This window comes from Aquimarina sp. TRL1 (assembly GCF_013365535.1).
Lineage (GTDB): Bacteria > Bacteroidota > Bacteroidia > Flavobacteriales > Flavobacteriaceae > Aquimarina > Aquimarina hainanensis.
In genome coordinates this window covers 1,694,029-1,706,397 of the sequence record NZ_CP053590.1, presented here as the reverse complement: position 1 = coordinate 1,706,397, position 12,369 = coordinate 1,694,029, and the positions used below count along the sequence as shown (strand labels likewise).

Here is a 12,369-nt window from a genome sequence, read left to right as displayed (position 1 = left end):
TTCAGGTTTCTTCTTTAAAATATTATAACGAAAAACTTTCTCCACATCCGCACGTTCTATTGGCGTTTGGATTGTTAAAAACGAAGCCTTTACCATTAAGACCTCCCGAGTATTCTAGTGTTGTTCCTACAAGATATAGGATACTTTTTTTGTCAACTATAATTTTTATACCGTTATCTTCAAAAAGCTTGTCTTCGGCTTCTTGATTTTTATCAAATTTCAAATCATATGACAATCCAGAACACCCCCCGCTTTTTACTCCAACTCGCACATAGTCCGTCGTAGCATCAAATCCGTCGTCATCCATGAGCTGAACTACTTTTTTTCTTGCTGTGTCAGATACTTTGATCATTTTTTAAATAGATTAGTTCTAAAATAGTATGCAAATATACTACATAAGTAGCTTTTATGCACAAAACCTAACATTAATCTATTATATAACTACATAGGGATTCGTTATAATGTGGTGTTTTAGAACTCAGAAAACCTGTCATCAGTGATAAAATCATCATCAGTAAGGGTTTTGAGAAAGGCGATAATTTGTTGTTTTTCCAAAGGGGTCATAGGTATGCCAAGGGTACCGTTTTCCTTTTTAAAAATGGGATCAAGTGTTTCAGAATCTTTTATGCCATCACTGTAATGGTCTAATACGTTTTCTAATGTTTTGAACCGTCCATCATGCATATAAGGAAAGGTTAATTCTATATTCCTTAAGGTAGGAACTTTGAACTTTAGTCGATCTTCATCTAATCCTGTTACCCGAATTCTGCCCTTATCATTATAGATAGTATCTAATGGTAATCCATTATTTCTGTATGATTGATCTGTAAACAATGTTCCCTGATGACAAGAAGCACATTTGTTTTTAAATAAATCAAAACCTAGGGCTTCTTCCTCTGTAAAAACAGAGCCCTCATTTCTTTCTATTTTATCGTATTTGGAATTGGATGAAATCATCATCACAACAAATTGTGACAATGCCTTTAGAATGTTATCGGTATTTATTTTTTGATCTTTAAAAGCTTCTGAAAACAACTGGACATAAGTAGGTTCTTTTTCTAGTTTTTTGATAATATTAGAAAATGTTTCGTTCATTTCTACTTCTGCAGTAATGGGCACAATTGGTTGTAAATCGAGATGTGCTACCGCTCCGTCCCAGGTAAACTCTTTCATAAAAGCCAGATTGTGCAAAGGTTGCGCATTTCTTGTCCCTAATGCTCCATCTACTCCATGACTGACAATATGAGTATGATGTGTAAAAGCAAAATCCTGAATATGGCAGAATCCACATGAAACAACTCCATCTGAAGCGAGTTTTCCATCAAAAAATAGTTTTTTTCCTAATTCAAACCCTTTTTCTGTTGGAGGGTTTTTTGAAATATCGTAGGTAGGTTTAGGGAAATTGGAAGGAATATCAAAAGTTAATTTTGGATTCTCTGGGATAGGTGTATATTGATCTTTATCGGAACTGCATGCAGTTCCGATAAAGATCATACCTATATATAAAAATACTTTCAATTTAATTTTTTTACTCGATAACAGAGGTGTGAATGTTCCGAGATTGCATCCGGAACAAAATGTATTTTAATCAGATACCCGAAGGGTTATTTTGATTCAGCAGTAAACATTTTGCTTACATTTTCTGCTATTTTTGGTGCATTTTCAGGGTCTATCTGTATATCACTTTTTACAGTAAGTGAATGGGTGTTTGTACCATCAAATATTTTGGAAATATCTGCATTTAGTGTTATTGCAGGTGTTGTTCCTTTGTTTATAGTTAATTGTTGCGTCAGGTTCACTGTTACTTCTTTATAATTGTCCAGTGTTGTTCCGTGACTTCCTACATGAATAACAAATTCTTTTTCCGGTCCGTCATTCTCATTATATGTTCCTTCGAATTTAAGGAATTTATATCCTGCAGACCATGACCAAAGCATATTGTTTTCTTCTGCTGTAGGGATAAAGTTATTAACTCCATTTAATGGATAATTTGATTGATCGACTCCAAACCCAAACGAGATTTTGGTATACACGCCGCCTTCAATATCAGACAATGCTATTTTTTTTGATGCGTCAACTTCTTCATTAATTAAAAAATAACTTTTTTCTACGGGATATGCTACTTTGTCGCCATTTTCTTTAATAAGCACGATATTACTTATAATATACTTTAGCTCTGCTATTTTATAGGTTTCATTACTCTTATTTGTATAAGAAGTATTGTTTAGTTCAATGTTTTTTCCATCAATAACATTACTTACATTAATAGTCAGTGCTCCCGGTTCGAGATCGGTTGTACTATCATCATCACTTTTACAGGAGACAATACCTACTGCCAGTAATGCTATTAAAAAAAAGTTTTTCATGAGTTTGTTTTTTTTAGTTTTAAAAAAATAAAATGTGTGTTTGAGTAAAGAAAATAAATTTTGATTTCAGTTATCGTATCAAAATTTATTTTCTATATAAAGCCTCGCTTACTCATGACGAGGTAGTTTATTGGCACCGCCAAAGGGGATATTATTCCCATGACTTGCCTTGCAATTTATTTTTCAATAAATACCTTATGGGCTTACTCCGACGAGGTAATTTATTCTTATTTGTATTTTATAACGACGACATCTTTAACTCCTTTATTTGTAGTGATGTCGAAATCGCTACTTTCTGAATTTCCGACAATAATTATTTTTTTGTCTTTTGTTTCAATACAGCCATTACCGTACTCTGCTTCGGTTCCTCCTACGGTTTGACTCCATTTTACATTTCCATCGGGTCCTATGATCAAATTCCATATATCACTTTGCCCATTGTTTTTTGTCAGATCAACATCTCCACTTCTGGAGTTTCCTGTAATAATGAAATTTCCTTCTTTGGTTTTGTAAATACCTCTTCCTGTATCAAAAGCGGTTCCTCCGATGGATTTTTTCCATTGTATACTTCCTTTATCATCAATCTGTATGATCCATAGATCAGCATTTCCTTTAGGGTTTGAAATATCCCCATCTTCACTTCTAGAGTCCCCTATGATCAGGTATTTTCCATTGCCTGCTGCAGCGATTGCATAGCTAATATCAATCTGAGATCCACCGTATGATTTTTCCCATACTTTCGTTCCTTTGGCATCTACTTTTACAGCCCAAAAATCATAACTTCCTTTGCTGTTAGAGATGTCAAAATCTTCACTTTCTGAGGATCCTATCATGATAAATCCTTGATCTTCTGTTTCTATAACGTCATAACTACGGTCATTATTGGATCCTCCAAAATATCTTCTCCATTGTTTTTCTCCATTGGCATCCAGTTTGATACCCCAGAATTCTCCTACTCCGTGTTTTTCATTTTTGTTTTTGTCATCATTCCCTCCGCCATCACTGGCGGTAACGTCTAAAAATCCGGTAATAAAAAAACCACCATCTTTGGTTTGCAAAGCAGAAAAAGCACGGTCGATTCCGGGAAATCCAAAACTTTTTTCCCATTCTAATGTTCCTGAGCTATCTGTTTTTAACACCCAATAGTCTTGTAATCCGGCATTAACAGACACATCACCATCCGTACTTCTACTATATCCTACCATTACAAAACCACCATCGTTGGTTTGGATTATTTTTTCTGCTCTTTCATCACCGGTTCCGCCATATGTTTTATTCCAGAGAATTTCTCCTGATGGACTTAGTTTTAATAGCCAGAAGTCACTATCGGTGGCTGTTTTTCCTGTTATATCTCCATCAATACTTTGGGTATATCCGGCAACAGCATAACCCCCATCAGTAGTTTCTACTACTGACAGGGCATTATCTTCATTGCTACCTCCATATGTTTTTACCCATTCTATATCCCGTTCAATCTTTTCGTCGACTTTTGGGGGAGTACCTTCATCATCATTACTACATGAGCTTATTGCTGTTAGTGTAATAACAAAGGCAATAGTATAGATAGAAATCTTTGAAGTATTCATTATTTTTCTGTTTTAACAAACTATTTTTTTACAAATCGTTTGGTTACTACTTGATCTTTTGTTTCGAGTTTTAAGAAGTAGTTTCCGGTTCTTAAGTTAGAAATATCGATGCTATTTTTTAAAGCGCCACTTTTTATTTTTTGTCCAATGACATTTCTTATTTCAAAAGTGAAATCTTCATCGCTTCCTGTTACAACGTTTAAGATATTTCCTGTTGCCGGATTTGGATAAATAAATAATGAACCGATTTCTTCTACATCAAATTGTTTTGAAGCAGATCTTCCTGTTCTAATAGAAATATTATCAATAGCAATGTCTGCTTGCCAGGTTCCTCCTGTGGTTCTGTTAAATCTCAGTTTCACTCCTTGTCCCGCATATGAAGACAAATTAACGCTTTGTGTATTCCAGGAATTTCCTTGGTTTCCAGTTTTACTCCAGAGTTCTGACCAGGTTGCCCCATCATCAGTACTGGCTTCTAACTTAATATCTCCCATATCGGAAGAACCGTACATGTGATAAGAGAAAGAGAATGTTGCGGCAGAAACATTGGATAAATCAAAGCAAGGAGAGGTTAAAATTGCTTGTTTATTAGGGAAGCCTGTTCCTTGAAAAGAAGCCTCTACAAAGATATAATAACTACCTTGTGCTGCAGATGATGGCCCGGTATTTCTAGAAGGTGTACCATTTTGATCTACAGTCCAATCCAGATTATCATTTGTTGACTGTGTCCAGGCACCAATACTATTTTCAAAGCTTTCGGAGTATGGAAATGAAGAAATTCCCGTTGTACATCCTGGTTCTCCACCACCACCATTTCCTTTGGTAAGGATAACGGTGTAATCTTCTACTTCTCCATATTGGAAAGATTCACAGGAAGTAGGAATTCCATTATACTTCATAGAAACCCGCATTCTGGTAGCTCCTTCTGCTGCATTAGAAGGAATGGTAAAGCTTCCTGTAACAGGGCTGTTTTTTGTGGCACTTTGTGTCCACACTTGCTCTCCCTGATCAGTAAAGTCTCCATCCTGATTTAGATCAATCCACACGCTATATGCTTCATTGTATACAGTTCCTGTCCAGGTAGGTGTTATCGAAATAGTATGAGTATCTCCTTTTTTTAATTCTGTGGATACCGAAGTGTGATCTCCATAACCTCCTGAAGAAGCTGCTGTCGTATTATTGATATCTCTAAGATTAACATTACTGATGTATTCATCAGAAGTAGTTTTTCCATTAGAGGCACAATAGGTGATCTGTACCTGTTTTGTAGTAAATCGTACTGAACTACTATAGTTTGATGTTTGATTAGAAGAACATTTACTTCGTACTTGTGCTTCATACTCCGTATTTTCGGTAAGACCTGATAAGGTAGTAGAAGTAGCAGAAACAGCATTGGTTGTCCAGGAAGATGTTCCTGTTTTTCTATATCTGATATCATATGTAGCACCAGATACAGCTCCCCAGCTCAGGGATGCAGATGTAGCATTGACATTGGTAGTTGCTAAAGATGTTGGAGTTGTTGCCTGACAAGAAGAGCCACTGCTTTTTTTGACTAAGAAGAAACCTCCCTGAATATCACTAATTACGATATTTCCACTACTGAAATAAGGATACACATTCCATACCCCATCCATTGTAACACTATTGCTAGAAGGATAGGAGTCGAAATAACCAACTTCTGTCATGTTTTTAGACCCGATATTGCTGATATCAATGACCCGTAATCCGGCGCGATAATTCGCTAAGTAGAAGAGATTTCCTTTTACATATCCATTATGATCTGTGGATGCAGTAGGACCAAAATAGTTGAAATGGAATTTAGGGTTGTCTAAATCTTGAAAATCAAAAATGATAGTTTTAGTGTTAAACCCTACACCTTGCTCATCTAATTCATCTCCTAGAATAAAATATCTCATATCATCTGTGAACCATCCTTGATGAGTATATTTTACATCAGAATACTTGATAGTAGAAATTGTTTTAGGGTTTGATTTGTTTGTGATATCTGCAATAACGATTTCTATCTCATTACTTCCGATAAGAATTTCTTTTCCTACATAGTCCTGATCTGGACCATTATACGTTACTACTTGTGCATCATGAGTATAGGCTCTTTGTCCGCCTGATAAAAACCCACCTGCATTTTTAGGATTTTTAGGATCTTGAATATTAATAAAAAGGGGCCCTCCTTTATAAGGTCCCGAATTTCTTTGTGCTCCTACAACATAGGTAAATCCAGTATCTTCGTTAATAACGATATTGTGCGCATTTCCGAATTCTGTATATCTGGTATCTGCGGTAAAGGTACGTGGAGGGTTTGACACGTTTCTTAAACGGGTCAGATCAAAAACCTGCATTCCATGTCCTGATGCTTCACTAACGATAAATGCGTGATCTTTGTATACTTTGATATCTCTCCAAGTACTATTACTGGTAGCGGTTGGTAATTTTCCTAAATAAACAGGGTTAGTTGGGTTGGAAGCATCTATAAATGCAGTTCCGTTATTTAATCCTATAATAGCGTATTCTTTTCCTGTTTGCGGATCTGTCCATCCCCAGCTATCATTACCCATAGAGGCGTTCATTGTTGATAAGGGAATATGTGACATCAGGTCGTAACCTTTACAGGGGTAGTTCCCTGCTTTTCCATTGACACATGGAGTTTGTGCATAGCCAAGAAAGACTGTACACATTAATAATAATGTAGTCTTAAAAGTTTTCATTGAGTTTGTGATTGTGTGTTAGATTTTAAAAATGATTATTTGTGTTTATTTCATAGGCAGGAATTTGTTTTAATTAGTATTCTTTTTAAGTATATTTTATATGTTAATGAAAAATACGTTTTGCAGATTATAGAACGTTTTTACGAATTAAAAAATAAAGGGGTGGAAAAGGAAGGTTTGATTTCATACATTTGGTTTTAAGGGGTATATAATAATTACAAATATATAACTTTTTAATAATCAATGCTTCATATATTAAATTTTTATCATTTTTTGCGTACTAGTATAAAACCTGAATTGATATCACTAATCACAATATTGCCACTTTTGAAAAAGGGATATACATTCCATGCTCCTTTAAAATCAGCAGCATTACTAGTAGGAAAAGTATCAAAAAAGCCGATTTCGGCAATGTTTTTATTTGCGAGATCAGAAATATCAATAACCCGCATTCCTGCCTGATAATTAGCTAGATAAAACAAGTTTCCTTTTACATATCCATTGTGATCAATCGCGGAGGTTGTCCCTGTAAACATCATATGTTCCTGCGGAACATCCAGGTCTTCCATATTAAAAATAATAGTTCTGGTATTAAATCCTTCTCTTGTCTCATCCAGTTCATCTCCAAGTAGAAAATACTTCATATCTTCGGTAAACCACCCTTGGTGTGTATACCCAACCTGAGCGTAACTAATAGTAGATATTGCTATTGGGTTAGATTTATCTGTTATATCTACAATAGCCAATTCGTTTTCATTACTTCCGATTAATATTTCTTTGCCTATATAATCCGGATCAGGTCCGTTATAAGTGATTACCTGCGCATCATGGCTATATGCTTTTTCTGCATATCCTCCTTCATTTTTGGGAACTAGCGGATTTTGTATATTTATAAAAAGAGGTCCTCCATTGTACAAAGCTTGCGAACCATTGAGGTTTTTTGCTCCTACCACATAAGCATATCCCGATAGTGGATTAATAACAATATTATGAGCACTACCAAAATCGGTATAATGTACATCTGCAGTAAAGGTTGTTGCTTCTCCGGCATTTCGCAATTTAGTTAAATCAAATACCTGCATACCATGTCCTTTTGCCTCACTCACTATAAATGCAGTATTATTATATACTTTGACATCTCTCCAGGAACTGGATACGGTAGCGGTTGGTAATTTGCCAATATATCGTGGGCTTTCTGGTATGGATATATCTATAAATGCAGTTCCATTATCGAGACCAATTAGTGCATATTCTTTATTGGTTACAGGATCAGTCCATCCCCAGCTATCATTTCCGGTTTCGGCATTAATTTGTTCCAGTGTAATATGGGAAACAAAATCGTATTCTTTGCAAGGATACTTACCAGCTGCGATTCCATTTTCACAGGGAATTACTCCCTGATTAGTCATTTCTATAATTTGTTCATTACCAGAAGTATCATCTCTACTACAATTACAGAATAATATACAGATGATACTTAGAAGGGGAGATAGTAGGTTTTTTTTCATAAGGTTTGGGACTAAAAAAGAAAGATTCTCACCAGAATATGCAAACAAAAATGTTTTTTTAATTCTTGAAATTATGGTAATAACGTACTTTTATGGTTGTTAAAAATACAAAATATTTGATTATCAATTAAATACGTTTTTTTGTTTTAAATCATTTTTTTATTCAATAATCAAATTTTAAATGCTTTGAGAATGATTCTGAAATTAACATTTGTCTCCTGTATATGGTTTTATATACTTATATCTAGACAGTTTACTCAGAAAAATAAGAAGTGTATTTTTTTGTATTTTCTTTAGTTAAATTTGCTTTCTTGGCTACCTTTGCAGCATGATTGAAGACAAGAACACCCCCCGTACACAATTATCAGAATTAGGAGAGTTTGGATTGATAGAACATTTAACCCAAAACTTTACAATTTCTCAGCCATCTACCTTATATGGTATAGGTGATGATGCTGCTGTTTTGGACTTTAATCAAAAAAAATGTGTGCTTTCTACAGATTTATTAGTAGAAGGAGTTCATTTTGACCTGGCGTATGTACCTTTAAAACATTTAGGGTATAAAGCTGTTATGGTCAATCTTTCTGATATTTACGCCATGAATGCTACGGCGTCTCAAATTACGGTTTCTATTGCTGTTTCTAATCGGTTTACTTTAGAGGCTTTAGAAGAATTATATGAGGGAATATACGCAGCGGCTAAATTATATAACGTGGATGTTATAGGAGGAGATACGACATCGTCTACTTCGGGATTAATTATAAGTATTACCGCGACTGGTTTCGCCGAAGAAGATGCTATCGTGTATAGAAATGGAGCGAAAGACGGAGATTTATTAGTGGTAACAGGAGATCTTGGTGCTGCATATCTGGGATTGCAGGTTTTGGAAAGAGAGAAACAGGTTTTTAAGGTAAACCCAAATGTACAACCAGATTTAGATCAGTATTCTTATTTAATAGAAAGACAATTAAAACCTGAAGCAAGAAAAGACATGCCTGGTTTATTAAAAGCACTAGAGGTACAGCCAACCAGTATGATTGATATTAGTGATGGTCTTTCTTCAGAAGTAATACATCTTTGTACCCGTTCTAAAGTAGGGGTTAATTTATACGAGGATAAAATTCCATTGGATCCTGCAGTTATTTCTACATCAGAAGAGTTTAATCTAAATAGTACAACAGTTGCTTTGAACGGTGGTGAAGATTACGAATTACTATTTACCATTGACCAAAATGATTATCCAAAAATTAAGGCAAACCCTAATCTTACCGTTATAGGTCATATAGTGGATGAGAAAAGTGGTATTGGTTTAGTAACCAGAGCGAATGAGAAAATAGAGCTCAAAGCGCAAGGATGGAATCCTATTAAAGAATAATTAATTAAAAAAAGAAAGCTTATCCTTCTGCACGTTTCAGTTTTTTAGCGTGTACATAAGCGATAGCTTCATTTATTTCTTTTAGTTTTGGTGTCATAATTTCCAGTTTTCCTTTGCTGTTTGTGGTTACTTGCTCTCCACAATGGGCACAGGTATATTCTTTAATATGATGTGTCACTTTTTTGGATAATTTATAACTATGACCAAAAAGGGAACAGTAGATTTTAGAGACGGTAAATGACGAATTTGGGGTTGGGGATTTCATCTATTATTTTGTTAAAAGTTCATTATCAGTACAATAATACTATTTTTTTTTGATTAATGTAGGATTTATGTAGGAAATTTTAAAAAATAAGTCTTTTTTATGTCTTTTTAACGTGAAAACAATGCTTTTTATCCACACAGTTATTAACTATTATACTAAAAATTGCCTTATAGTGATACTTTCACATTTTTAAAAATTGTTGCATGCTCTCCAAAAATTTGGATTGATTTTCCAGATAGGTCATATGTCCTCCTGAGAAACCAATCAGATCTACTTTACACCTGTTGCTTTCTTCTATAGCCTGTTCAAAGGATAAAACAGGATCTTTTTTTCCTGCGAGCATTATTTTTTCTCCTTCGAAAGAAGATAAGATATGTGTTCTGTCTTTTCGTATTTTCATACCTTCGAGAGCAGATATAATTCCTTGTAATGGAGTTTGGGAAGCTGCTTCCTTAATTTTTATAATCTCCTGATAAAGTCGCGCTCTGTTTTCTTTAGCAAATAAATTAGCAATAGCCATGCTTGTATATGCCTGAGGATTATTTTTTACAATTTGTATAGCACGTTCTCTGTTTATTTTTCGTTCTTTACTGTCAGGAAAGGAAGTAGAATTAAGAAGTACAATTCGATCTGTATATAATGGGAATTCTTCTATAAATGCCAAGGCTACATACCCCCCCATAGAGTGACCAATTAATGTTACCTTCTCAACATTAATGATGTCTAATACTGCTTTTAGTGACTTTGCCATTTCTTCCATCGTATGTATATACCCTATACATCCGGATGCTCCATGTCCTAAAAGATCGATAGTAATACATTGGTATTTATTTATAAAGTGTGGAGTAATTTGATTCCACATACTGCTGTTTTCCAAAAAACCATGAAGAAATACAATAGCTTCACCTTCTCCCCTGGTATCATAATTAATTTTTACTCCTTTATAGGTCAAATCCATTTGTATCTTTTATATTTAAGTGCTAAACCTAATTAAATGCAGTTAAATAAAGAAACTTTTGTTACCGGATTTGCACTATTTTCTATGTTCTTTGGAGCAGGAAACTTGATTCTTCCTCCAAACCTTGGTATAAAATCCGGAGACCTATGGTTATGGGTATCTATTGGGTTTATTATTTCGGCAGTTATAATTCCTATTTTAGGAATTATAGCCCATGCGAGACTACAGGGAACTTTATTTGATTTTGGAAAAAAAGTATCTCCGTTATTTAGCTATATATACTGTATTATAATTTATTGTATTTCCATTGTATTACCCTCCCCGCGTACAGCTTCTGTTACACATGAAATGGCAATTGCTCCTTTTCTGGGAACACCTTCCTGGTTAACCAGTAGTATTTATTTTGCGCTTGTTTTGTTTTTTGTTCTCAATAGAAATAAAATAGTAAATGTATTGGGGAAATTTTTAACTCCGATCATTTTCTTAGTCATTCTTTCTATTATTTTTATTGGTATTTTTTCTACTCATACTCCTATGAATCCATCTATATTTGATACACCTTTGGTTAATGGGATTCTGGAAGGCTACCAAACTTTTGATGCTATTGGAGCCGTAGTTGTCGGAGGAGTAATTATTATTTCTGTAAAGACAAAATATGATACAGACTATAACGCTAATAAAAAACTGATTAGATCGGCAGGAATGATTGCCGGTATCGGACTGTTAGTTATTTATACTGGGATGATCTATACCGGAGCACTATATAATTCTTTTTTTGATACTCAGATTAGCAGAACCGAATTACTACAGGGATTAAGCTTTGAGACATTGGGAGCGATCGGGAGAGTAGGGTTAAGTGTTTTAGTCGCTCTGGCTTGTTTTACAACAGCAGTGGGGATTGTTACCGGAACATCTGATTTTATGAAATCTTTTTTTGGAAACTCTCAAAGAGCATATGTTATTACAGCTATAATAGGTTGTTTATTAGGAGTAATCGTGGGTCAATTTGATGTTCATCATATTATTGTAATAGCAATTCCTGCTTTGATGTTTTTATATCCTGTAACAATTGTACTCATTATACTGAATATCTTACCAGAAAGGCTTTCAGCCCCTGTTGTTTTTAGATCTGTCGTATTTATAACCATTCTATTTAGTGCATTGGATTTCTTTGTAGCAATAGGATATGAAGGGTTTGTACAGCCAATTTTGGAAATTCTTCCCTTAGGTTCTTATAATTTTGCTTGGATTTTCCCCGTAATTATTACATTTGCAGTAACTAACATTTTCTTTAAGGGGAAAAATAAATAAAAGTATAAGGGAAAAAACTACTATCTATTTAAGAAAAATACTTATTAAATGACACAATTCATTGTGGTCATAATCATACATTAATGGTGATTGTGATCCAATAGGGCTTAGTGACATAAAATTCGTTTTTAGGAAGTTTATTTTCTAAAAGGAACAATCTTTTGCATTAATTTTTCTGTTGATATAGGCTTATCAAAAATTCCCATTTTTTTTATTACACCAGTTAAAGGCTATCGTTAGTACGATACATGCTCTCATTGTTTTATAAAATTTATTA

10 protein-coding genes are annotated in these 12,369 nt (G+C 34.4%); 2 read left to right on the top strand and 8 right to left on the bottom strand.

Translation table 11 applies throughout. The features are described 5' to 3' along the window. Positions 1 to 22: 22 nt before the first annotated feature. From HN014_RS06885 to HN014_RS06860, 6 genes are all read right to left on the bottom strand, one after another. On the bottom strand, positions 23 to 352 hold the full coding sequence (locus tag HN014_RS06885; protein WP_176028147.1) for an iron-sulfur cluster assembly accessory protein: 330 nt from the start codon (positions 350 to 352) through the stop codon (positions 23 to 25). A gap of 119 nt (positions 353 to 471) precedes the next feature. Further along, positions 472 to 1,518, bottom strand: a complete 1,047-nt coding sequence (locus HN014_RS06880) for a cytochrome-c peroxidase (protein ID WP_254884112.1) — start codon at positions 1,516 to 1,518, stop codon at positions 472 to 474. Positions 1,519 to 1,604: 86 nt separating this feature from the next. After that, positions 1,605 to 2,366: an MbnP family protein gene (locus HN014_RS06875; RefSeq protein ID WP_176028146.1), complete on the bottom strand. Its 762-nt coding sequence runs from the start codon at positions 2,364 to 2,366 to the stop codon at positions 1,605 to 1,607. Positions 2,367 to 2,593: 227 nt separating this feature from the next. Continuing rightward, positions 2,594 to 3,952: a hypothetical protein gene (locus HN014_RS06870; RefSeq protein ID WP_176028145.1), complete on the bottom strand. Its 1,359-nt coding sequence runs from the start codon at positions 3,950 to 3,952 to the stop codon at positions 2,594 to 2,596. Between the two features lie 20 nt (positions 3,953 to 3,972). Beyond that, entirely contained in the window at positions 3,973 to 6,675 is a 2,703-nt protein-coding gene (locus tag HN014_RS22780; RefSeq protein WP_176028144.1) for a choice-of-anchor B family protein, read from the bottom strand. Positions 6,676 to 6,941: 266 nt separating this feature from the next. Further along, on the bottom strand, positions 6,942 to 8,183 hold the full coding sequence (locus HN014_RS06860) for a choice-of-anchor B family protein (RefSeq protein WP_176028143.1): 1,242 nt from the start codon (positions 8,181 to 8,183) through the stop codon (positions 6,942 to 6,944). A 328-nt stretch (positions 8,184 to 8,511) separates the two neighbouring features. Here HN014_RS06860 and thiL point away from each other — a divergent pair, with 328 nt between their 5' ends. Continuing rightward, positions 8,512 to 9,558, top strand: a complete 1,047-nt coding sequence (thiL, locus tag HN014_RS06855; RefSeq protein WP_176028142.1) for a thiamine-phosphate kinase — start codon at positions 8,512 to 8,514, stop codon at positions 9,556 to 9,558. 19 nt (positions 9,559 to 9,577) lie between these two features. Here the strand turns inward: thiL and HN014_RS06850 are convergent, their stop codons facing one another. Together HN014_RS06850 and HN014_RS06845 are read right to left on the bottom strand one after the other, a co-directional pair. Then, entirely contained in the window at positions 9,578 to 9,823 is a 246-nt protein-coding gene (locus HN014_RS06850; protein WP_176028141.1) for a hypothetical protein, read from the bottom strand. A 181-nt stretch (positions 9,824 to 10,004) separates the two neighbouring features. After that, on the bottom strand, positions 10,005 to 10,781 hold the full coding sequence (locus HN014_RS06845) for an alpha/beta fold hydrolase (RefSeq protein WP_176028140.1): 777 nt from the start codon (positions 10,779 to 10,781) through the stop codon (positions 10,005 to 10,007). Between the two features lie 36 nt (positions 10,782 to 10,817). Here HN014_RS06845 and brnQ point away from each other — a divergent pair, with 36 nt between their 5' ends. Further along, positions 10,818 to 12,092 carry a branched-chain amino acid transport system II carrier protein gene (gene brnQ, locus HN014_RS06840; protein ID WP_176028139.1) on the top strand — a complete coding sequence of 425 codons (1,275 nt, stop codon included), beginning with the start codon at positions 10,818 to 10,820 and terminating at the stop codon, positions 12,090 to 12,092. Positions 12,093 to 12,369 lie beyond the last annotated feature (277 nt).

Excerpts from the sequence above, each read along its gene's own strand:
- HN014_RS22780 (WP_176028144.1), bottom strand. The coding sequence starts at position 6,675 with ATGAAAACTTTTAAGACTACATTATTATTAATGTGTACAGTCTTTCTT.
- thiL (WP_176028142.1), top strand. The coding sequence starts at position 8,512 with ATGATTGAAGACAAGAACACCCCCCGTACACAATTATCAGAATTAGGA.
- HN014_RS06845 (WP_176028140.1), bottom strand. The coding sequence starts at position 10,781 with ATGGATTTGACCTATAAAGGAGTAAAAATTAATTATGATACCAGGGGA.
- HN014_RS06870 (WP_176028145.1), bottom strand. The coding sequence starts at position 3,952 with ATGAATACTTCAAAGATTTCTATCTATACTATTGCCTTTGTTATTACA.
- HN014_RS06850 (WP_176028141.1), bottom strand. The coding sequence starts at position 9,823 with ATGAAATCCCCAACCCCAAATTCGTCATTTACCGTCTCTAAAATCTAC.
- HN014_RS06875 (WP_176028146.1), bottom strand. The coding sequence starts at position 2,366 with ATGAAAAACTTTTTTTTAATAGCATTACTGGCAGTAGGTATTGTCTCC.
- brnQ (WP_176028139.1), top strand. The coding sequence starts at position 10,818 with ATGCAGTTAAATAAAGAAACTTTTGTTACCGGATTTGCACTATTTTCT.
- HN014_RS06885 (WP_176028147.1), bottom strand. The coding sequence starts at position 352 with ATGATCAAAGTATCTGACACAGCAAGAAAAAAAGTAGTTCAGCTCATG.
- HN014_RS06860 (WP_176028143.1), bottom strand. The coding sequence starts at position 8,183 with ATGAAAAAAAACCTACTATCTCCCCTTCTAAGTATCATCTGTATATTA.